General features: G+C 62.6%; 22 protein-coding genes and 1 pseudogene. 10 read left to right on the plus strand and 13 right to left on the minus strand.

The window, feature by feature from the left end:
- A partial coding sequence (locus IYW40_RS01510; RefSeq protein ID WP_196399145.1) for an NAD-dependent formate dehydrogenase occupies window positions 1-681 on the minus strand: 681 nt, incomplete at its 3' end.
- A 428-nt stretch (window positions 682-1,109) separates the two neighbouring features.
- A pseudogene (locus IYW40_RS01515) lies at window positions 1,110-1,327 on the minus strand (SDR family NAD(P)-dependent oxidoreductase); the annotation flags it as partial.
- A 201-nt stretch (window positions 1,328-1,528) separates the two neighbouring features.
- Here IYW40_RS01515 and IYW40_RS01520 point away from each other — a divergent pair.
- Window positions 1,529-1,870, plus strand: coding sequence for a hypothetical protein (locus tag IYW40_RS01520; RefSeq protein WP_196399146.1), 342 nt, complete (start codon window positions 1,529-1,531; stop codon window positions 1,868-1,870).
- A gap of 81 nt (window positions 1,871-1,951) precedes the next feature.
- A complete protein-coding gene (locus IYW40_RS01525; RefSeq protein WP_196399147.1) occupies window positions 1,952-2,137 on the plus strand; it encodes a hypothetical protein in 186 nt (61 codons plus the stop codon).
- 47 nt (window positions 2,138-2,184) lie between these two features.
- Here IYW40_RS01525 and IYW40_RS01530 read toward each other — a convergent pair whose 3' ends face one another.
- Complete coding sequence (locus tag IYW40_RS01530; protein ID WP_196399148.1) at window positions 2,185-2,739, minus strand: hypothetical protein; 555 nt, start codon at window positions 2,737-2,739, stop codon at window positions 2,185-2,187.
- 108 nt (window positions 2,740-2,847) lie between these two features.
- Here IYW40_RS01530 and IYW40_RS21545 point away from each other — a divergent pair, with 108 nt between their 5' ends.
- Window positions 2,848-3,276 (plus strand): hypothetical protein, encoded by a 429-nt coding sequence (locus tag IYW40_RS21545; RefSeq protein WP_246720578.1) that lies wholly within the window; start codon window positions 2,848-2,850, stop codon window positions 3,274-3,276.
- Window positions 3,277-3,300: 24 nt separating this feature from the next.
- Here the strand turns inward: IYW40_RS21545 and IYW40_RS01540 are convergent, their stop codons facing one another.
- A complete protein-coding gene (locus IYW40_RS01540) occupies window positions 3,301-3,879 on the minus strand; it encodes a TetR/AcrR family transcriptional regulator (RefSeq protein ID WP_196399150.1) in 579 nt (192 codons plus the stop codon).
- Between the two features lie 163 nt (window positions 3,880-4,042).
- On the opposite strand from IYW40_RS01540, the gene IYW40_RS01545 reads away from it, so the two are divergent.
- Both IYW40_RS01545 and IYW40_RS01550 read left to right on the plus strand, forming a co-directional pair.
- Window positions 4,043-4,507 (plus strand): SRPBCC family protein, encoded by a 465-nt coding sequence (locus IYW40_RS01545; protein ID WP_196399151.1) that lies wholly within the window; start codon window positions 4,043-4,045, stop codon window positions 4,505-4,507.
- 1,063 nt (window positions 4,508-5,570) lie between these two features.
- Window positions 5,571-5,867: an AlpA family phage regulatory protein gene (locus IYW40_RS01550; protein WP_196399152.1), complete on the plus strand. Its 297-nt coding sequence runs from the start codon at window positions 5,571-5,573 to the stop codon at window positions 5,865-5,867.
- Here IYW40_RS01550 and IYW40_RS01555 read toward each other — a convergent pair.
- From IYW40_RS01555 to IYW40_RS01565, 3 genes are all read right to left on the minus strand, one after another.
- Window positions 5,797-7,077, minus strand: coding sequence for a tyrosine-type recombinase/integrase (locus IYW40_RS01555; RefSeq protein WP_196399153.1), 1,281 nt, complete (start codon window positions 7,075-7,077; stop codon window positions 5,797-5,799). The two genes, IYW40_RS01550 and IYW40_RS01555, sit on opposite strands and share 71 nt — an antisense overlap.
- Window positions 7,078-7,371: 294 nt before the next feature.
- The gene (gene guaA / locus IYW40_RS01560; RefSeq protein WP_196399154.1) at window positions 7,372-8,976 is read right to left on the minus strand and encodes a glutamine-hydrolyzing GMP synthase; all 1,605 of its coding nucleotides are present in this window, start codon (window positions 8,974-8,976) and stop codon (window positions 7,372-7,374) included.
- Between the two features lie 142 nt (window positions 8,977-9,118).
- Window positions 9,119-10,408, minus strand: a complete 1,290-nt coding sequence (locus IYW40_RS01565) for an RsmB/NOP family class I SAM-dependent RNA methyltransferase (RefSeq protein ID WP_196399173.1) — start codon at window positions 10,406-10,408, stop codon at window positions 9,119-9,121.
- Between the two features lie 110 nt (window positions 10,409-10,518).
- Between IYW40_RS01565 and IYW40_RS01570 the strand changes: the two genes are divergently transcribed.
- Window positions 10,519-10,668: a hypothetical protein gene (locus IYW40_RS01570; protein ID WP_164479364.1), complete on the plus strand. Its 150-nt coding sequence runs from the start codon at window positions 10,519-10,521 to the stop codon at window positions 10,666-10,668.
- An 8-nt stretch (window positions 10,669-10,676) separates the two neighbouring features.
- Here the strand turns inward: IYW40_RS01570 and glpX are convergent, their stop codons facing one another.
- Together glpX and IYW40_RS01580 are read right to left on the minus strand one after the other, a co-directional pair.
- Complete coding sequence (gene glpX, locus IYW40_RS01575; protein ID WP_175095429.1) at window positions 10,677-11,666, minus strand: class II fructose-bisphosphatase; 990 nt, start codon at window positions 11,664-11,666, stop codon at window positions 10,677-10,679.
- Window positions 11,667-11,672: 6 nt separating this feature from the next.
- Window positions 11,673-12,971, minus strand: a complete 1,299-nt coding sequence (locus IYW40_RS01580) for a homoserine dehydrogenase (RefSeq protein WP_196399155.1) — start codon at window positions 12,969-12,971, stop codon at window positions 11,673-11,675.
- Between the two features lie 193 nt (window positions 12,972-13,164).
- Here IYW40_RS01580 and smbP point away from each other — a divergent pair, with 193 nt between their 5' ends.
- Window positions 13,165-13,527: a small metal-binding protein SmbP gene (gene smbP, locus IYW40_RS01585; protein WP_175095427.1), complete on the plus strand. Its 363-nt coding sequence runs from the start codon at window positions 13,165-13,167 to the stop codon at window positions 13,525-13,527.
- A gap of 136 nt (window positions 13,528-13,663) precedes the next feature.
- Here smbP and IYW40_RS01590 read toward each other — a convergent pair whose 3' ends face one another.
- From IYW40_RS01590 to petA, 3 genes are read right to left on the minus strand one after another with little or no spacing between them, the layout of a single operon-like run.
- Window positions 13,664-14,752, minus strand: a complete 1,089-nt coding sequence (locus tag IYW40_RS01590) for a cytochrome c1 (protein ID WP_246720579.1) — start codon at window positions 14,750-14,752, stop codon at window positions 13,664-13,666.
- Complete coding sequence (locus tag IYW40_RS01595; RefSeq protein ID WP_175095426.1) at window positions 14,745-15,983, minus strand: cytochrome b N-terminal domain-containing protein; 1,239 nt, start codon at window positions 15,981-15,983, stop codon at window positions 14,745-14,747. Before IYW40_RS01595 ends, IYW40_RS01590 begins: the two co-directional genes overlap by 8 nt.
- Window positions 15,984-16,036: 53 nt before the next feature.
- Entirely contained in the window at window positions 16,037-16,567 is a 531-nt protein-coding gene (gene petA / locus IYW40_RS01600) for a ubiquinol-cytochrome c reductase iron-sulfur subunit (protein WP_196399156.1), read from the minus strand.
- Window positions 16,568-16,850: 283 nt separating this feature from the next.
- Between petA and IYW40_RS01605 the strand changes: the two genes are divergently transcribed.
- The 3 genes from IYW40_RS01605 (at window position 16,851) to hemF (ending at window position 19,142) form a co-directional block, all read left to right on the plus strand.
- Entirely contained in the window at window positions 16,851-17,327 is a 477-nt protein-coding gene (locus IYW40_RS01605) for a tRNA (cytidine(34)-2'-O)-methyltransferase (protein ID WP_196399157.1), read from the plus strand.
- 98 nt (window positions 17,328-17,425) lie between these two features.
- Window positions 17,426-18,094, plus strand: coding sequence for an rRNA methylase (locus IYW40_RS01610; protein WP_196399158.1), 669 nt, complete (start codon window positions 17,426-17,428; stop codon window positions 18,092-18,094).
- A gap of 61 nt (window positions 18,095-18,155) precedes the next feature.
- Window positions 18,156-19,142 carry an oxygen-dependent coproporphyrinogen oxidase gene (gene hemF, locus IYW40_RS01615; protein WP_246720580.1) on the plus strand — a complete coding sequence of 329 codons (987 nt, stop codon included), beginning with the start codon at window positions 18,156-18,158 and terminating at the stop codon, window positions 19,140-19,142.
- Here the strand turns inward: hemF and IYW40_RS01620 are convergent.
- Window positions 19,139-19,558, minus strand: coding sequence for a DUF2267 domain-containing protein (locus IYW40_RS01620; protein ID WP_196399160.1), 420 nt, complete (start codon window positions 19,556-19,558; stop codon window positions 19,139-19,141). The genes hemF and IYW40_RS01620 overlap by 4 nt on opposite strands.
- Window positions 19,559-19,655: the final 97 nt, after the last annotated feature.

Below are 19,655 nucleotides of genomic sequence, written 5' to 3' on the forward strand. Positions count from 1 at the left end.
CGAAAGACGATGGCGGTCGAAATAATGAAGGCCGACATCGAATGGCTTCAACCTCCGCAGTACTGCCGAGCCGATGCGACCGGCGGCGACAGTGCCGACCTGCATGGCTTCAAGATCGTAAGAACGCGCTACGCAATCTGCTATGTTCCAGCCGCCTGTCACGACCCATTGGTACGAAGGGATGTAATTGCGCACCAGCGCGAGGATCATCATCACCACATGCTCGGATACGCTGATGCTATTGCAGTATGTGACTTCCGCGACGGTGATATTGCGATCGATCGCTGCTTGCAGATCGGTGTGATCGGATCCAATGCCCGCGGTTACGATGAGCCTGAGCTTGGGCGCCTTCGCAATCCGCTCGCGGGTCATATAAGCCGGCCAAAAAGGCTGCGAAATAACAATGTCGGCGTCAGGAAGCTCTTGGTCGAGTACGCTGTCCGCGCCGTCCTTGCTGGATGTCACTACTAGGCGATGACCGTTCGACTCTAGGAATTTGCGTAGTCCTAGTTCGCCGGAAACGCTGCCAAGGAGCGTACCCGGCTTGAAATCGATTGCTTTTGGGGAGGGCAGCGTTTGTCCGTCGGGATAGCATTTGGGCTGAGCCACGTCATCGCGCGCATAGGCTTTCGGATAACCGTCGACCGGATCGTCATACAGCACGCATACGATCTTGGCCATGTTCCGCTCCCTCTCTCGCTGGGATGCAGGGCGTTATGCTTTCGTGGCTCTACCTATCAGCAGCGCCAAGCGCAAACCGGCCTCGCTCATGGATACGCGCTCGCGCCGCCTCACCAGCCTCATCATAGTTATCAACGTAGATAGCGCAGATCGTTTCATAGGCGATGCGGTCTGTCGATTTCACCGAAGGCGATATCCAGCGAGCGACGACAGCCGAGATGTCTACCAGGCGACAATGCGATCGAGAGCGGTAGTTGCCCCCATCCGCCCGGCATTGCCCTGCCTGCACTATAACGCTTTGAATTGATGACTCAGGTCGAGGCGGGAAATCGCCGGAAAATTCAAATTAATTTAACGGTCCACCCACCACGGCCCGAGGCGCGAACCGGCGCATTCTGGCAATTAAGTGCAATGCGACATCGGCGCCACTGGCCGCCGCTTGGCTGCAACGCCGTCCAGAACGGGCCAGGCGCGACGGCAGCGAGCTGCTTCGCCAGACATCTGCTGAAGTTGAGAAGGCGGCCTTGCTCGCCGGGTAGTCCAGAAGATGCGGCGAAGGATCGAAGACGACGATCGAGCTCGTATTGATGATCGACGATCCCGGCTGCAGGTGCGGCAGAGCCGCTTTTGCAATCCAGAACAGCGCGTCACTTGCCTTCCGGAGGAACGCCCCGACGCTGGACGTAAGCGCGGGGCGTTTTTCGTTGGTGGCGGCCAGACAAGGGCGCGCAATCGTAGGTCTCGCGCCGCAGCAACGAATTTCGCCATAGATCGTCGAATGTTGTGGCTGCGCTGCGGCCCTGTGATATCTTTTCGAACTTCAACGACTACAGTGAGGCTCAGCGTTTTGGCGCGTCTTGTCCTCTTAGACAAAAAGAACCGTGTTTGCGGCGACACGGCGGCTTTTTCGCCACGTTGCTCTTATGCCTGGGCGTACGCCTCCACGTGCTGCAAACCGGATATTAAAGGGTTAGCCCCTATCGCCGCCCGCTTGCTCGACGAGAGCTTGGGCAAAACATGTCGTGCCTATAAATTCTCGACGTTCGAGTCGAACGGCGGTTCCGATGGCTATTTCGTCTTTGATTGCGATTGCTACCAAGCGGCCCCGGCGGATTTGGGTGACCCTGCGGCGACGGCGGCGGTCATGATGAGCTGCCTTTATGTCGGCTATGTGCGCCGCGACCATTGACCCTCCCTCTCGTTAAGCCAGATGACTCTGGCGGGCGTCGACCTCCGAGAGCAGGACGTTCGCCGAAGGGAGGGATTGGCAATGACGGATCAAAGGCCATCCGGCGAAAGGGAATGGGAAATCACAACCAACACCTATATCTTCGCCGGTGTTGGCGCACTAATTTTGGGCGTTCTCGCCTATCTAAGCCTCGGCGGCATTCCCAACACGATCGCTGCAGCCGTCGTCGGCGGATTGGCCGGCGGCGCCTTGGGTCTCTTTTTTTAAGGCGAGCATGAGCTGACGCGGCAAATTCAGGGGCGAAGCTTACGGGCTTAATTGAAGAGGCGAAGGCTAGCGCCGCAGAAAGCGATCTCAGCGCCAGTAAAAGGCAAGCCATCAGGCGTCGAGAAGATTTCGCCGGTGTAGCGGACCAGCCCGACCATGTTGTTGGGGTCGCGCAGATCGACGAGACCGTAGCTGTTGAACAGGCCGCCGTAGCCCTTGAGGGTGCCGCGCGAGTCCTGCTGCTGGATGTGGTAGGTAATCTCCAGCATGTAGCGGCCAGGCTTGTCCGGCACTGTGGTCAGGATGCCCAGATCCTTTGTGTGAATGCCACCGCCGTCATCGCGTCCGAAATAGTGTTCCATGTCCATCTCGAGGCCGGTCGGCGTCTGTCGCTGGGCGAGGATCTTGCCGGCGGCATTCTGGACACTGCCCGCCAGCGTGGCCGAGATGATGATCGGCTTGCCTTCTCCCTCGGGAAAGAAGTTGGGGATCGCGACGCCGCCAATCGGCATGCAGCTCTGCCCGCTCTCTGCGGCCACTGCCGTACTTGCCGCAGCGAAAGCCAGTCCGCTTGCGGTAAGCAGGGAAAACAGTCGTTTCATTGTCAGGTCTTTCGAAATGGTGAGGGGAAGTCAGGCGGCTGCAACAGCAGCGCCGATCTCTTCGTTCGTCAGGGCGCGGCCATCGATGTTCCAAGTGCCGTCAACCGCATGGACGCCGTTCGACCAGACGCGATCCTTGGCGAGCGTGCCGCCAGAAAGATCGTGCAGGATCTGGGTCGCCTCGCCGAAGAAGGCGGTCTGGATTTCGTGATCAGCGAGCGCGAAGGACGGCGTCTTAGTTTCGACCCAGGCGCCGTCGACCGGCTGACCGCCAGCAAATGTGTGGCGCTTTCATCCATTAGCAAGGGAAGTGGCGTCGCAACCAACCCCGCATCATTGCTGATAACCAAATTTGCCAATGGAGCGGCGCGAACGACGTCATGCAGTTCCTGCAACTCCTCGATTTTAAACGATGCCGGAATATACATCGCACCCTCCTCTTCAATGTGTGTGTGGCGTCCAATCCTGCTGACAGTTTGCTGCAGTGGAAAGGCTCCGAACCTTAAGTTACTCGATATCGAAACACCTCGCCTGTGAGAAGTGATTGGCGGTTGCCTACCTCTATCTCGAAGTTCGACGAGACCGTTTTGAGGCGCGTGCACGAGCTGAGACACCGCAGGCCGCCCGACCCGCGTTGATCAGATCCGCAATGCGGGGCGTGAACCCTTCAAACGAGCCAATTGCCGAACAGCCCACCACAACTGCGAACGCCTGACGAGCGCGCACGTGAGGGGGAGGATCCGATTTTATCTCACGGCGCCTCACAGCGCCGCGCAGAGCGTTCTCGAGCGCATCGGACAGGCGGTCGAAGTATGCCTTGATCTCTACCGCCACCTGGGACTCCGCAGCGATCCTGTCGGCCGAGGTTCGCATGACGAGGCAGCCAGACCATCCAGATTGCCGCGCAGCGTTCTCGAACTTGCTCCAGAATTCTGCGAGTTCCGCCAGACCCGCATCCTCTCTCTCGAGATCGCACAGGAAGTGATCGCCGACCATCTGTCGATAGCTCTTGAGCGCGGCAACAAGCAGCGCCAGCTTGTCCGGCCAAAGCGCGTAAAGTCCTTTGCGGCTCGCGCCAATCTCACCCACGAGCCTGTCGAACGACACGGAATCATATCCGCGCTGCCAGAACAGGGTCATCGCGGTTCGCACCGCTGCGTCCGGATCAAACCCTCTCGGCCTCCCCATCATCTCTCCTCTTCGCGGCCCCTCTCTATTGACAGAGAATATATGTTCTCTTATATCGGGCCAATAAGAGAACAGCAAGTCTCTTTTCAGCAATTGACAGCAAGGAGAAGCAGGAATGACAACGCTTAGGGCCGAATGTGACATTGCGGCCAGCGCCGGAGTTGTCTGGACGCTGCTCAAGGATTTCCAGCAAATCGACGCCTTCAACCCGAACCTGTCGCGCTCCTTCCACATCGGCGATGCGCCCCTCGAAGGACTTGGCGCCGAACGTCGCTGCGAACTCAAGGACGGGCGAAACTGGATCGAGGAACGCGTTATCGATTGGCGTCCGGGCGAAAGCTACACCGTCGAGATCTACGCCGGCACCATGCCGATCCGGGATGTCCGAACAACGCTTGCGGTGTCACCGAACGGAGCGGTGTCCCGCGCCGTCATGCAAATTACCTACACGCCCAAGTTCGGACCCATCGGCAGGTTACTCGATCTTCTGCTGGTGCGCTGGAAAATGAGGGGGCTGATGGACAGCGTGCTCAAGGGCCTCCAGCAGAAATCAGTCGAGAGCTTGGCAGCCCACGGCTAGCACCGGCAATTGACCGAGACGCAGGGCTGTGCCCAGCGTGAGCTGGCTACTGAGGAACTGGTCATTTGGCGCTCGCCAGATTCCTGTAAGCCTCAAACGTCGCGCGTTCTATCCAGCATTCCGCGAGATGTACGTTCTCGAGAAACGAACAGAATTACATCTGCATGCTTTCATAGATTCTGATGCTCGTTATGTACGGATTGCCCTCCGCCATCCTCTCCGCGTCCTCGAGACTTTCCGCGTTCACCACGACGACGCCGGTTATCGCCGCAAGATCACGCGGCAAGGGCCTGGCACCGTTTCTGGATATCTCTCGGCCATTGATAAGGCCATATTGCTCGACGATATTGTTTTTTATGGATTGGAACCAACGGTTCCACGCTTGCATGATTTCCGGCGTGGGCTTTTCAAATCCGTAGGTCAGAAAAACAAATTGCTTCGTCGTGCACTCCTTTCGCAGTGGTCATTACGTTCGCTCATAAAAGTCGCGTTTCAGATGGGCTCAGCGCGGCATCGATCTGGCACCTGTAATCTTCGAGATGATCCTCTGGGCCGCCCGACACGAGAGGACGGCGGCCCCGCCGGAAGAGGTAGAAGCTATGGAGCGCGATCGTGCTGGATATCTAGCGTCAATTCACCAGGCGAGGGCTGACTCAGCCGAGTAACCACAGCTACTGTCGACGTCGCACACGCCCATTGTCGGTGTGACACCCGGCTACTCGTCATCCCGCCATAGACCGGGTAGCCGACAGCCATGATTCGGCGGTGTTCGCGCGGCGGATCTCGCGGCCGGGCGCCTCGCCACCGTGCGCAGCGCGGCGCCCGGCTTTGAATCGGAGTCGCGCGACTTCGAATCGGCGTGCGTCGAATGAAGCGCGAACTCGGCGGATGGTGGCCGCCGCAGCTTGGAACCATTTCGCATTCGTTGGCGGGAGACGCAGAACATATTGTCCGAATTCTACGCCATGGCCCGCCCTAACCCGATCTCCCCTATTTCAGGCTTCCACTTATCGATAGCTATTGCTTTCAATTCTCCTCAGTCATGAACTCGAGGAGCCGCAAGATGGTCCGTTTGACCGACAAGCCAACTAGACGAACAATCCGCCGGCATCAGTTGCGCGAGATGGTCCCGCTCGCCGACAGCACCATCTACGAGATGGAACAGCGCGGAGAATTTCCTCGACGCTTCGCTCTCTCACCACGATGCTTTGTGTGGGATCTTGCGGAGGTCGAGGCATGGCTCGCCTCGCGCCGGTCAGCACCCATCCGGCGCGCTCAGTCTCCCGACGTCAGACAACGGCGCTTGCGCCCGGTTCGAGAGCGGGATCCGGTTCAAGCAGCGGCATCGAAGGCGGAATGAGCGTCGGCACGCGCTTCTTGCCGGCGAGCCAGGCGTCGATGATGTCCGACCACTCCTGCATCATGTGGCGCCGCTGCACTTCGTACTCGGCCTTATTGTAGACGCCGCGCGACGAACGACCATCCTCGTGCGCTAGGCACTTCTCGATCCAATCGCTGTTGAAGCCGAGTTCGTTCAGCAGCGTCGATCCGGTCCTGCGCAGGTCGTGGACGGTGAACGGCTCCAGCGGCAGCCCCTCCTTCTTCGCTTGCTCGACGACCGCGTAGGTGACGCGATTGAACGTCGCGCGCGACATAGGCGCGTCCGCGTCATAGCGCGACGGCAAAAGGTATCTCGAATTTCCGGCGCACGTCTTCAGCGCGATCATGATATCGAAAGTTTGGCGCGACAGATAAACATTGTGCGCTTTCGAGCGCTTCATCCGCTCCTTAGAGATGGTCCACACGGCATTCTCAAAATCGACCTCGTCCCAAGTCGCGTCCTGCAGCTCGCTCTTGCGCACCATAGTCTGCAGGTAGAGCCGCATGCCGAGCCTGATGGTCGGCAGTGTTGCCACCTTCTCGAGCAGCTTGAGCATGATCCGAATCTCGGTCGGCGAGAGCGACCTGTCCTTCGGCACGAAGGTTGCGATCGAAGACGGCCCCACATCGTCAGCGGGGTTGGCGACCTTCTCGCCGTGCAAGATCGCGAAGCCGAAGATCTGCTTGACGATGTCGCGGGCGTGGATCGCTGTCGCCGGCGCGCCGCGATCGACGATGGCGCCGCAATGAGCCCGGAGGTCATCTGGGGTGATTTCGGTCAGCAGCCTGCTACGCCACTTGGCGAGTAGCTCGCGCTCGAAGATCGACCGGCGCATCGCCCGCGTGCTGTCCGCCATCGGCGCCGCGGTCAACCATTTCTCACCAAACTCGCCAAAGCTCTTCGCTTCCAGGAGCCGGCGCTTCTCCCGCTGCTTTTCAATCGCCGGCGATCGTCCTTCGCTGATCGCCCGCTTGGCGTCGATGCACAGCTCGCGCGCCCGAGCGAGCGATAGGCCCGCTGGCCCGTACTTGCCGAACGTGACGGTCTCGCGCCGCCCGTTCATCCGGTAATCCAGCCGAAAAGTGAGGGTCCCCGATGGCTTCACGAGCACATACATGCCGTCCCGGTCCGTCACTTTGTAAATTTTGTCTTTTGGTTTCAGGTGCTTAAGGGCTGCATCCGTCAGCATCTCGCCCGCTCCCATGAAAAAAGACCGTCAAGCCATTTTCGAGCACATTCTTGATAGAATATCTTTTGTTTCTAATGCGTTACGTCGAAAATAAGACCGTCAGATGGTGCTCAGTTCCTGACGGTATCGGACGAAATCGAATTTCGCAATGGGGAAGCATACCGTCAGCGAGTCCGTCAGCAGCGATCTCTGCCGGCCAATAGTCTCTGACTGATAATATGAGAGTTTATCTTTGTAATCAGTAGATTACGTCGTATTTCCGGATACTCCGGGATACGCTGGGAATGGCCCGAATCATTCCCACTCAATGGTTCCCGGCGGCTTGCTCGTCACATCGTAGACCACGCGGTTGACGCCCTTCACTTCATTGATGATGCGCGTGGCGGCGCGGCCCAGAAAACTCATGTCGAAGGGATAGAAATCCGCGGTCATGCCGTCGCTCGACGTCACCGCGCGCAGCGCGACGACGTAGTCATAGGTGCGGCCGTCGCCCATCACGCCGACGCTACGCACCGGCAGTAGCGCGGCGAACGCCTGCCAGATGTCGTCATACAATCCCGCCTTGCGGATTTCGTCGAGATAAACGGCGTCGGCCTTGCGCAAAATCGCCAGCTTCTCGCGGGTGATGAGGCCCGGGCAACGGATCGCGAGACCAGGCCCGGGAAACGGATGGCGCCCGACGAAGGCTTCCGGCAGTCCGAGTTCGCGCCCGAGCGCGCGCACTTCGTCCTTGAAGAGTTCGCGCAGCGGCTCGACGAGCCGCATGTTCATGCGCTCCGGCAATCCGCCGACGTTATGATGCGATTTGATCGTCACCGACGGCCCGCCGGTGAAGGAGACGCTCTCGATGACATCGGGATAGAGCGTGCCTTGCGCGAGAAACTGCGGCGCGCCGCGCCCGTCCTGCGCGATCTTCTTCGCCTCGGACTCGAAGGTTTCGATGAAGAGGCGGCCGATCGTCTTGCGCTTCACTTCCGGATCGTCGACGCCCTCTAACGCGCCGAGGAACAGGTCCGCTGCTTCGACGTGATGCAGCGGAATATTGTAGTGATCGCGAAAGAGCCGCACGACCTCTTCCGCCTCGCCCTGGCGCAACAGGCCGTGATCGACGAAGACGCAGGTGAGGCGCTCGCCGATCGCTTCATGGATAAGCACCGCCGCGACGGCGCTGTCGACGCCGCCCGACAAGCCGCAGAGCACCCGCCCGTCGCCGACCTGCCGCCGGATGGCCGCGATCGCTTCGCCGCGAAACGCCGCCATGGTCCAGTCGGACTTTAGCCCCGCGACCTTGTGCACGAAATTCGATAAGAGCTTGGCGCCGTCGGGCGTATGCACGACTTCGAGATGGAACTGCACGCCGTAATAGCGGCGCGCTTCATCCGCGATCGCGGCGAAGGGCGCGTTTTCTGAAGCGGCGATGACGCGAAAGCCTTCCGGCAGCTTCGTCACGCGGTCGCCATGGCTCATCCAAACGGGGAAGCTGCCGCCCTTCTCCCACACGCCGTCGAGCAGCGCGCTGTGCTCCAGCGCCGTCACGTCGGCGCGGCCGAACTCGCGATGATGACCGCCTTCGACCGTGCCGCCGAGCTGGGTCGCCATCGTCTGCTCGCCGTAGCAGATGCCGAGCACCGGCACGCCGGAGTCGAAAATGCTTTGCGGCGCGCGGGGAGAGCCCTCGTCCGTCACCGAGCACGGGCCGCCGGAGAGGATCACCGCCTTGGGGCGGATCTCGGCGAAGGCGCGCTCGGCGTTCTGGAACGGCGCGATTTCGCAATAGACGCCCGCTTCACGCACGCGCCGCGCGATGAGCTGCGTCACCTGCGAGCCGAAATCGACGATCAGCACCTTGTCGTGGCGATCGGCGATGTCGTGATGGAAGGCGTCGGGCGCGGTGGTCATGGGCAAACCTGATTGAACCGCAGTTCACCGTCATGGCCGGGCTTGTCCCGGCCATCCACGCCGGGCTTCTGCGGAATGTCGGCGTGGATGCCCGCGACAAGCGCGGGCATGACGCTCGGAGGAGCACTCGGACTGGTCTTACTCAGCGCTTCGCCAAGACACAAACGTAAAACCCGTCCGTGCCGCTTGTCGCCGGCGACAGGCGGATGCCCGGCCCGTGCGGCGAGGCGACGCGGGCGAGGTCGGGGAGGCCCGCGCCTTCCGTAATTTCGGCGGCTGAACGCGCCGCGAAATCAGGATTGGCGGCGAGAAAGGCCGCGATCTGGTCCTCGTTTTCTTCGCGCAGGACCGAACAGGTGATGTAAACGAGCCGACCGCCGGGCTTCACGAAGCGGACGGCCATCGCCAACAATTCGCGCTGCTCCTTTAGTCTTCGGTCCAGCGCGCCGGGCGCGAGCCGCCATTTGGCGTCGGGGTGGCGCCGCCAGGCGCCGACGCCCGTGCAGGGCGCGTCGATCAGCACGAGGTCGCAGCGCGCCTCGAGATCGGCCAGAACGTCGGCCTTGCCGCGCGGCGCGCGAACCTGAATGTTGCGGGCCCCGGCGCGCTCCAGCCGCTCATGGATCGGCATGAGCCTGCGCCCATCCGCGTCATAGGCGTAAACCTGCCCGCGGTTATGCATCTGCCCCGCGAGCGCCAGCGCCTTGCCGCCGCCGCCGGCGCAAAGGTCGAGAACCTGCTCGCCCGGCCCGGCGGCGCAGAGCAGCGCCGAAAGCTGCGAGGCTTCGTCCTGCGGCTCGACGAGCCCCTTCACATAGGCGGTCTCAGCCGTCAGCGCCGGTCCCCGCCCCTGCCCCGCCTCGATGCGCAGGCCGATCGGAGAAAGCGGCGTCGGCGCGGGAGACAGATGCGCGAGCTTTTCAAGCGCCTGCTCGCGCGAGCATTTCAGAATATTGACGCGCAGATCGACAGGCGCGCGGGCGGCGAGCGCCGCGCCTTCTTCGGCCGCGCGCGCGCCGAACGCCGCCTCGAAATGCGAGCCGAGCCATTCCGGATAGTCGCCGCGCACATGATCCGGCGCGTCGGCGAGCGAGGCCGTCTCCAGCCTGTGACGCTCCTCGTCGGAAAGCGGCGCCGGCGCATGGCCCGCGCCGGAGCACAGCGCCCCGATCGCCTCGGCGCCCTGGCCGCGCGCCTCGCGCAGCGCGCCCAACATGATCGCGCGCGGATCGTCCGCGCCCATCACATAGATGGCCGAGGCGCGCTTCCTTAGCGCATCAAAGACGAGGCTGGCGATGGCGGCCCGATCCTTCGATCCGGCGAAGCGATGCGCGATGCCCCAGTCTTTTAAGGCCTCGGCGGCGGGTCGGCGGCGCTTTGCAACATCGTCCAGCACCTCGATCGCGGCGGAGATATGGGCGGCGGGAGTCATCGGCGCGCCGTCCCGCCGGCGCGCGATGGACATAATTCCGTCGCCAAAGCCACGCTCTTACGCAACAGGCGCGAAGATGCGCGCCACCTTGAAAAATGCGGACGAAACTGATGCGACGCCTTCATCTGATCCTTGCTTCACTTATCGCTTTGTCGCTCGCCGCCTGCGCGACACAGCCCCCGCCGCCGCCGGATTATCCGCCGCCGCCGAGGCGCAAGCTCGACGCCAAGACTCAGCTCGAAACCGGCCGGACGTATTAGCGCCGACGTCAATCGAACTTCCCCACCGCCCGGTGCGTCGCGTGGATGCGGCGGATCGTGCCTGTCGCCGAGCGATAGACGATCGTCTCGGTGTCGATCGTCGTCTTGCCGAGCGACACGCCGCCGACGAGCGGCCCGGCGGTGACTCCGGTCACGCAAACGACGACGTCGCCAGCCGCCATGTCGCCGACCGAATATTTGCGGCGCGGATCGATCGGGCCGAAACGCTGGGCCTTGGCGATCTGATCGCGAGTCTCGAGCGCCAGCCGCCCCTGCATCTGGCCGCCGGCGCAACGCAGCACGCAGGCGGCGAGCACACCTTCCGAGGCGCCGCCGCGGCCAAGATACATGTCGACGCCGGTTTCCGAAGGATGGGTGGTGAGAATGATCGCCGCGACGTCGCCGCCGGCGATGAGACGCACGCACGCGCCGGCGTTGCGGCAATTGCGGATGATTTCGGCGTGGCGCGGCCGGTCGAGAATGCTCACCGTGATTTCGCTCGCACGTACGCCCTTGGCGATCGCGAGCGCTCTGATGTTGTCGCCGGGATCGCGATCGAGATCGATCGTGCCTTCGGGATATCCCGGACCGATGGCGATCTTGTCCATGTAAACGTCGGGCGCATGCAGGAGCGAACCGGCCGGCGCCATGGCGACGACGGCGATCGAGCCCGGCATGTCCTTGGCGCAAAGCGTCGAGCCTTCGAGCGCCGCGACGCCGAGATCGACTCGGGGACCAACGCCCGCGCCGATTTCTTCGCCGATGTAGAGCATCGGCGCCGCGTCCGCATCGCCCTCGCCGATGACGATGCGCCCGCGCACGGGAAGTCGCGACAGCTCTTCGCGCATCGCCGCCGCCGCCGCGAGATCGGCGGCCATCTCATCGCCGCGTCCGCGGAATCTGGCGGCGGCGACCGCGGCGCGCTCGGAGGCGCGCGCCAGCTCCAGCGTCAGGTAGCGGTCGATCTGCGACGCGTCGGGTTCGGGCTGTTGCGTCATGTCGCGCTACTCGCGTTCGATTCGGATGACCTGCGCGCGCGAAACGATGACGCCGTCCTGATCGATCAGGTCCAGCGCCTCGCGCACGAGATGTTCGCTCGTCGCATGGGTGATGAGGATGACATCGACGCAATCGCCCGGCGCGCCCCGCGCGCCGCGCTGCACGATGCTTTCAAGCGATATGCGGCGCTCCGCCATGCGCGTCGCGATCTTGGCGAAGGCGCCGGCGACGTCGCGCACCGACATGCGGATGTAATAGCCGCCTTCGTGACGCTGCATCGGCATACGCTTGAGCTCCGCGAGCTTCGCGGTCGGCAGACCGAACGGCGCCGAACGCACCCCCTTGGCGATGTCGGCGATGTCGGCGACGACGGCCGAGGCCGTCGCGTCGCCGCCGGCGCCTGGCCCAACAAGCGTCAGCTCATGCACCGCGTCGGCGTCGATGGTGACGGCGTTCAGCACGCCCATCACCTGGGCGATGGCGGAATTCTTGCTGACCATCGTCGGATGAACGCGCTGCTCGACCCCGTCAGCGGTGCGCTGCGCGACGCCGAGCAGCTTGATGCGGTAGCCAAGCTCCGCCGCCGCGTCGATGTCGGCGAGCGTCACGCGCTCAATGCCCTCGATATCGATGGCGCTGGCGGCGATGCGCGTGCCGAAGGCCAGAGAGGTGAGGATCGCAAGCTTGTGGGCGGTGTCGAAACCGCCAATGTCGAAGGTCGGATCGGCCTCGGCATAGCCGAGCCTCTGCGCCTCCTTCAGACATTCCTCGAAGGAGAGCTGCTCCTGCTCCATGCGCGACAGGATGTAATTGCAGGTGCCGTTGAGAATGCCATAGACGCGCTCGACCGAATTGCCGGCGAGCCCCTCGCGCAGCGTCTTGACGATCGGAATGCCGCCCGCGACCGACGCCTCGAAGGCGAGCGCGGCATGGTTCTCCTCGGCGAGCGCTGCGAGATGCAAGCCATGCGCGGCGAGCAGGGCCTTATTGGCGGTGACGACCGGCTTGCCATGCGCGAGCGCGGTTTCGACGCAGGCTCTCGCTGGCCCCTCCGAGCCGCCGATCAATTCGACGAAGAGATCGATCGACGGCGAGGCCGCGAGCTTGACCGGATCTTGGAAAAATTCCGCGCTGGAAAGGTCGGCGCGCCGCTCCTTCGTGGCGTCGCGAGCCGAAACGCCCGCCAGGACGATGCGCCGTCCGGTGCGGGCCGTGAGCGCCTCGGCTTGGCGGCGGAGCAGGCGCGCCACCGCCGCGCCGACGGTGCCGAGCCCCGCGATGCCGACGCGCATAATCTCCGACATTGCAACCTTTCCGGGAAAAATTGGCGGGCGACGGACGCCCAGAGACGCTAGCGCCTTGTGCCCGATTTGGCGCCTTCAATCAAGAAACCGCTGACGCCAGGAGGGGCCAGGAGGGGATTGAGCCGTTGCGCCTGACGCCCTAACTCTTGGGCAAGCTGAAGCCCAGCCCGCTGGCGGCGATGAGGAGATGACAATGACGCGTCGAATGAGCGTATTCGCGATTCTGACCGCTTTGGCGCTGGCGTTTTCCGGCTCTTGCGCGCTGGCCGGCATCGGCATGCATGTGCAGGCGGCGATTGAGCATACTCAGGAGGCGATAGACGACGGCGCGAAGGGCGACTCCAAGGAGATCGTTACGCATGTGATGAGCGCGCTCGGCCATGCGCGTGAGTCGCTGCACGAAAAGGCCATCGAACAGGACCGCGCCGCCAACAAGCTGCTGCATCGCGCGATCAGGCATCTGCGCTTGGCCGAAATGCGCGCCCGGTTTGGCGACTCGGCGCGCGCCGTCAAGCACGCGACGAGCGCGCTCGCCGAACTGAAAAAGATCAAGTGACGACGTCGCGCGGCGCGGCAAGGACTCCTGGCGGCGACTTGGTCGTCGCCAGATAGCTCGGCATTCTGCTCGCCGCTCTCTCGCGGCGCAATTCGCGCTCGACCGGGCGCGCGCGGCGCGTCGGCGAGCGCCCCGCCTAATGCGGCACGTTCGACCAGATCTTGCGTTTGGTGAAATAGAGCAGCCCGACGAAGACGAGCAGAAAGGCCACAACGCCGAGCCCGATTCGCTTGCGAGACTCAAGATGCGGTTCGGCGACCCACATCATGAAGGCGGCGACGTCCTTGGCGTATTGGTCGATCGTTTGCGGCGCGCCGTCCTCATAGGTCACCACGCCCTCGGAAAGCGGCGGCGGCATGCCGATGCGACGGCCCGGCATATAGGGGTCGTAGAACTGTCCGTCCGGCATTTTCACGTCTGGCGGCGGGTCTTCGTAGCCCTCCATCAGCGAGGTGATGTAGTCGACGCCGTGCTCCTGATAGGAAAAGCCCGGCAAAGCGTCGAACAGGAAAAGCGGAAAGCCGCGCGAATAGCCTCGCGCCTTGGCCAAGACCGACATATCCGGCGGATAATTGCCGGCCAGCGCGGCGCGCGCCGCCTGTTCATTGGCGAAAGGCGCGGGGAAGCGATCGCTCGGGCGACCCGGCCGATCGAAATATTCGCCCGCCTGATTCGGGCCGTCCTTGATCTTATAGCTCGCGGCCAGCGCTTCGACCTCTTTTTCAGGAAACTCCGGTCCGCCGGGCTGCGAAAGATTGCGGAAGGCGAGCATTTTGATCGAATGGCAGGAGGAGCAGACCTCCTTGTAGACCTTGAAGCCTCTGCGCAACTGCGCCTTGTCATAGCGGCCGAAGGCGCCGGCGAAGCTCCAATCGAAGCGCTTGGGCTTCTGCTCATGGCGCTCGCTCTCGTGCCGCGCTTCCTTCTCCTTGGCCTCAGGCGCCGCGACCTTCTCTGCTTCCTTCGCTGGAGGCGCAGCGGCGTTATCGCCTTCCTTCGCGGGAGGCTCGGCGGCCTTATCAGCTTCCTTCGCGGGAGGCGCGGCGCCTTGATCGTTTTCCTGAGTGGAAGGCGCGGCGGCCTGATCGGTCGTGGACGGCGGGGCCTCCTCCTGAGCCCAGGCAGGGCCGAGCAGCGCGAGCGTCGCAGCGACCGCGATGGAAATGAGCGCCCCGCGCTTCATCGAAGAGATGAGCCGACGCGATTTTCTGTGCGCCTCAGACATGGGAGGTTTTCCCCCGCATGATCGAAGCGTCGATGGATTCGGGCACTGGCTCCGGCTTCTCGATTCTGCCGATGACCGGCAAAATCACCAAGAAGTGGAGGAAATAATAGGCCGAGAGCACCCGGGCGAACCAAAGATATGCGCCTTCAGCGGGCTGCGCCCCGAGATAGCCGAGCCCGATGCACACCGCGACAAAAATCCAGAACTCCTTGCGAAACAGCGGCCGAAACACGGCCGATTTCACCTTCGACGTGTCGAGCCACGGCAGCGCCGCGGTGATCAAAATCGATGCAAAGAGCGCAATGACGCCGATCAGCTTGTTCGGGATCGCGCGAAGGATCGCATAGAACGGCAGGAAGTACCACTCCGGCACGATATGCGGCGGCGTCACCAGCGGATTGGCTTCGATGTAATTGTCGGGATGGCCGAGGTAATTCGGCACGAAAAACGTCAGCCAGGCGTAGACGACGAGAAAAGCCGCGATGCCGACGGCATCCTTCATGGTCGCGTGCGGCGTGAAGGGAACCGTGTCCCTCTTGACGTCCTTCACCTCGACGCCGGCCGGATTGTTCTGGCCCGTCACATGCAGCGCCCATACGTGCAGCGCGACGATGGCGACGATGATGAACGGCAGCAGATAGTGCAAAGCGTAGAAGCGGTTGAGCGTCGCATTGTCGACCGAATAGCCGCCGAGCAGCCAGGTCGTGATTGCGGTTCCAACGACGGGAATGGCGGAGAAAAGATTGGTGATGACGGTCGCCGCCCAGAACGACATCTGTCCCCAAGGCAAGACATAGCCCAGGAATCCCGTGGCCATCATCAGCATGAAGATCACGACGCCGAGAATCCACAGGACCTCACGCGGGTCCTTGTAGGAGCCGTAATACATGCCGCGGAAGATGTGGAGGTAGACGGCGAGGAAGAACATCGACGCGCCATTGGCGTGCGCGTAGCGCAAAATGGTTCCCCAATTCACGTCGCGCATGATCTTTTCGACGGAATCGAAAGCGAGCGTCGTTTCCGGAGTGTAATGCATCGCAAGGACGACGCCCGTTACGATCTGCGCGACGAGCATGAAACTCAAAATCGCGCCAAACACCCACATATAGTTCAGGTTTTTTGGCGTCGGATAGGAGACGAAGGAATCATGCATGAAGCTCAAAATCGGCAGACGGCGCTCCAACCAGCGAGCGAAGCCGCTCTTGGGCGTGTATTGGGAATGACCTTCCATGGGCTTGGTGCTCTCGGAATCTCGCGCGGGAAATTGAAGGCGCTTGGCCTTGGCTAGCCGATCTTAATTTTGTTTTCGGCGATGAAGGCGTAAGGCGGCACCTCCAGATTCGTCGGCGCCGGGCCACTGCGAATCCTCCCCGAGAGGTCGTAGACCGAGCCGTGGCACGGACAGAACCAGCCGTCGAATTCGCCTTCCTTGCCGGTCGGAATGCAGCCGAGATGCGTGCAGACTCCGATGACGACGAGCCACTCAGGTTTTTGAACGCGTTTGGAATCGGGCTCCGGGTCGGGCAGCGCCGACAAGGCCACGTCCTCCGCCGCCTTGATTTCGGCCGGCGTCCGATGGCGCACGAAAACCGGCTTGCCGCGCCATTTCACGGTAACAATCTGGCCTTCTGGAACCGAAGAAAGATCGACTTCCGTCGAGGCCAGGGCGAGGGTTGACGCGTCCGGGTTCATCTGGGCGATCAGCGGCCAGACCACGGCGGCCGCGGCGCCTGCTGCGGCGGCGCCCGTCGCGATGTAGAGAATGTCCCGCCGGCTTGGCTCCGCCGGTTTTACGGCGGTGTCTTTGCTTGTCACGCTCGAACCTCTCCCAACGCTCTCAAGTCTTCGCGGCCGAGGCAGCGGCTGCGCCCAAGGCGATCGTTCCACGTTTCGCCGCTTCCGGCCAATCGCTGCGGTGCGCCGCGCCATGGCAATGCCAAGGCTGCGGCGGGGCGGAGGTGATATGTGACGCGAATCCCCGCCGCTGTCCACAAGCCGACACTGGGAAATTTGGCTAAACGCCTTGCCGCACAAGACCGCTGCCGATATTCGCGGCGATATGCCGCAAATTCGTATCTCCTCCCACGCGAACGGACCAATGGCTTCTCTCATGTTAGCCTTGTATCAGCCGGACATTCCTCAGAACGCTGGCGCCATGCTGCGCACATGCGCGTGTCTCGGCGTCTCCGCGGCGATCATCGGACCGGCTGGATTTCCCACAAGCGATCGCGACTTTCGCCGCGCCGGCATGGACTATCTCGATCACGTGACGATTGACCGACACGCATCCTTCGCCGCCTTTCAAGCGTGGCGGGCCGCGTCCGGCCAGGCGGGCGAGAGCCGTCGGCTGCTGCTGCTGTCGACGCGGGCGGCGGCGTCCTATCTCGACTGCGCCTATCGCCAAGGCGACATTCTGCTCGTCGGCCGGGAATCCGCAGGCGCGCCGGACGAGGTCCACGCCGCCGCCGATCTGGCGCTCCGCATCCCCATGCGGCCGCGCATGCGCTCCCTCAACGTCGCCGTCGCCGCGGCGATGGTCATGGGCGAGGCGCTCCGGCAGTTGCGCGCGCTTTAGACAGGTGCGCCGCCGCACTGCGCAATGGCGAAACGACCTTTTAGTCTGCGATCGTCGCAGCATATTAAGGCGATATTCATTGATTTTAGGAGGGCGCCATGACCCACCAGACGATTCGCATCTCGCTGATGGTTTGGGAGCGGCTATTGAAATCTCTCAATGCGGCTCTGCTGACCGCGCTTCTCTGCGTCGCCCTTTATGTGCTTGTGACCAATCTCTCAGAGGCGCGCGGCGCTATCGGCAAGCTGTTCGTAAAGTTCACGCAGATTGAGAGCATCGAAGGCTTCAATGTGAAGGCGGCGTTCCGGGTGGATCAAATCGCGCAGGCGACGCCGATCTATCAGGATCTGCCGGCGGACATGAAGGACATGCTGCCCGTCGACATTCGATCGCTTCGCGCCAGCTGGGTGGAGCGACTTCTTTATGTGGGCGACCAGGGCAAGCTGTGCGAATTCGAGTCTCCGAATCAGAGAATGGTCGAAGACCATAATGCGGACCGGCATTTGTCGGCTGATGGACTCATTACGATGAAGGACTCGCGCGAGGTCAAGGCGCAGGTGCTTGAAGACATGCGCCAGGCGAAAGCGCGGAACCGTGGGTGGCCGAACGGCGAGCCCCGCTCCTGCTATGTCACCGAGCTCACCGAGCGCGGCAGAAACGTCAAGACGGCGCTCGCGCAGTTTCTGCGCGCCGGCTTCGCGGCGGCGACAGGAACGCCGGCGGCGCGGCGTGATTCCAAGATGAAAGTCGCGGAGATGGCGCGATAGTCCTGCTGAATTGACAAGGCGCGGCGCCGGCGGGATGAAGCGGCGACAAGAGGAGACGTCGATGAACGCCGCGCAGGATCAACTCGAAGCCCGCAAGGACGCCGCGCGCGCATGGTTCGAGTCGCTCCAGTTGCGCATCATCGCGGCGTTCGAAGCGCTGGAGGACGAAGCGACGGGTCCGTTCGCCCTCGATGCCGAGGCGCCGGGACGCTTCGTTCTCTCGCCCTGGAGCCGGACGGACCACAGCGGCGCGACTTTAGGAAATGCCGCTCGAAACATCGGCGACGCGACTTTAGGAAGCGCCGCGCGAAACATCGGCGGCGCGCCGGGGGGCGGCGGCCGCATGGGGATGATCAGGGGCCGCGTGTTCGAAAAGGCCGGCGTGCATTGCTCAACGGTCTTTGGAACCTTCGCGCCTGAATTCGCCAAGCAGATTCCCGGCGCGGCGGAAGACCCGCGCTTTTTCGCGACCGGCATCTCGCTGATCGCGCATCCCTGGAACCCAAATGTTCCCGCCGTGCATATGAACACCCGCTTCGTCGTGACGACGAAAGCCTGGTTTGGCGGCGGCGCCGACCTGACGCCGGTGCTCGACGACCGCCGCACGCAGGACGATCCCGACACGATCGCCTTTCACGCCGCGATGCGCGGCGCCTGCGAGCGCCATCCCGTCGCCGACTATGCGCGGTTCAAGCAGTGGTGCGATGAATATTTCTTCCTCCCCCACCGCAACGAGCCGCGCGGCATCGGCGGGATTTTCTATGATTATTTCAACAGCGCGGGAGACGCGCAAAATTCCGCCTGGGATCAGGATTTCGCCTTCACCCGCGACGTCGGCGAAAGTTTTGTCGAGATCTATCCGGAACTCGTGCGGCGCAATTTCGCCAAACCATGGAGCGCGGCGCAGCGCGACGAGCAGCTCGTGCGGCGCGGCCGCTATGTCGAGTATAATCTGCTCTACGATCGCGGCACGATCTTCGGGCTGAAGACCGGCGGCAATGTCGACTCGATCCTCTCGTCGATGCCGCCGCTGGTGAAGTGGCCCTAGATCCTCCAAAAGTCCGCTGCGCCGGCGGGCAGCGCGGCTAACACGCGGTCGAACGTGGTCTCGTCGACGCGCGCTCGCAAGGCGGCGGCGACGTCGTCGATACAAGTCTTCGGCGAGAAATTATGATCGCGCCGCAATGCCTGAATATCGCGTATCATGGACTCGCGATCGCCGAAGGACGCCTGCGGCTCCTCGGGATTCCATTCGGCGACGAAGATAGCCCTGAGAACCGGCGGTAGAACGCCGGCGAACCGGATGGCGTCAGCGACCGAGAGCCGACGGCGAAAGGCCTGCAACACGCCCTGAGTCATCGTATAGGTCTGATTGCGCGTCGCGAGGCCCGAACGATCGCGCGCGTCCGCGAGGAAGGCTTCGAACTCTTCCGACGCATGCTGGATGTCCATTGGGATGGGCATGTGAATTCGCTTTCCAAAACGTCGGGCACGGGCACGAACGTCACCCAAATGCCCATCGCGGGTTGAGGCGCGCGTTACCACAGCAGCGTCATGCCCG

This window comes from Methylocystis sp. H4A (genome assembly GCF_015709545.1).
GTDB classification, from domain to species: Bacteria; Pseudomonadota; Alphaproteobacteria; order Rhizobiales; family Beijerinckiaceae; genus Methylocystis; species Methylocystis silviterrae.

Bases quoted from the DNA above. Each gene is read 5' to 3' on its own strand.
- smbP (WP_175095427.1), top strand. From the start codon at position 13,165: ATGACGCGTCGAATGAGCGTATTCGCGATTCTGACCGCTTTGGCGCTG.
- IYW40_RS01580 (WP_196399155.1), bottom strand. From the start codon at position 12,971: ATGTCGGAGATTATGCGCGTCGGCATCGCGGGGCTCGGCACCGTCGGC.
- IYW40_RS01555 (WP_196399153.1), bottom strand. From the start codon at position 7,077: ATGCTGACGGATGCAGCCCTTAAGCACCTGAAACCAAAAGACAAAATT.
- IYW40_RS01595 (WP_175095426.1), bottom strand. From the start codon at position 15,983: ATGGAAGGTCATTCCCAATACACGCCCAAGAGCGGCTTCGCTCGCTGG.
- IYW40_RS01620 (WP_196399160.1), bottom strand. From the start codon at position 19,558: ATGCCCATCCCAATGGACATCCAGCATGCGTCGGAAGAGTTCGAAGCC.
- guaA (WP_196399154.1), bottom strand. From the start codon at position 8,976: ATGACCACCGCGCCCGACGCCTTCCATCACGACATCGCCGATCGCCAC.
- IYW40_RS01530 (WP_196399148.1), bottom strand. From the start codon at position 2,739: ATGAAACGACTGTTTTCCCTGCTTACCGCAAGCGGACTGGCTTTCGCT.
- hemF (WP_246720580.1), top strand. From the start codon at position 18,156: ATGAACGCCGCGCAGGATCAACTCGAAGCCCGCAAGGACGCCGCGCGC.
- IYW40_RS01610 (WP_196399158.1), top strand. From the start codon at position 17,426: ATGACCCACCAGACGATTCGCATCTCGCTGATGGTTTGGGAGCGGCTA.
- IYW40_RS01540 (WP_196399150.1), bottom strand. From the start codon at position 3,879: ATGACCCTGTTCTGGCAGCGCGGATATGATTCCGTGTCGTTCGACAGG.
- IYW40_RS01545 (WP_196399151.1), top strand. From the start codon at position 4,043: ATGACAACGCTTAGGGCCGAATGTGACATTGCGGCCAGCGCCGGAGTT.
- IYW40_RS01525 (WP_196399147.1), top strand. From the start codon at position 1,952: ATGACGGATCAAAGGCCATCCGGCGAAAGGGAATGGGAAATCACAACC.
- IYW40_RS01605 (WP_196399157.1), top strand. From the start codon at position 16,851: ATGGCTTCTCTCATGTTAGCCTTGTATCAGCCGGACATTCCTCAGAAC.
- IYW40_RS01590 (WP_246720579.1), bottom strand. From the start codon at position 14,752: ATGTCTGAGGCGCACAGAAAATCGCGTCGGCTCATCTCTTCGATGAAG.
- IYW40_RS21545 (WP_246720578.1), top strand. From the start codon at position 2,848: ATGGACGCCGTTCGACCAGACGCGATCCTTGGCGAGCGTGCCGCCAGA.
- IYW40_RS01570 (WP_164479364.1), top strand. From the start codon at position 10,519: ATGCGACGCCTTCATCTGATCCTTGCTTCACTTATCGCTTTGTCGCTC.
- IYW40_RS01565 (WP_196399173.1), bottom strand. From the start codon at position 10,408: ATGACTCCCGCCGCCCATATCTCCGCCGCGATCGAGGTGCTGGACGAT.
- glpX (WP_175095429.1), bottom strand. From the start codon at position 11,666: ATGACGCAACAGCCCGAACCCGACGCGTCGCAGATCGACCGCTACCTG.
- IYW40_RS01550 (WP_196399152.1), top strand. From the start codon at position 5,571: ATGGTCCGTTTGACCGACAAGCCAACTAGACGAACAATCCGCCGGCAT.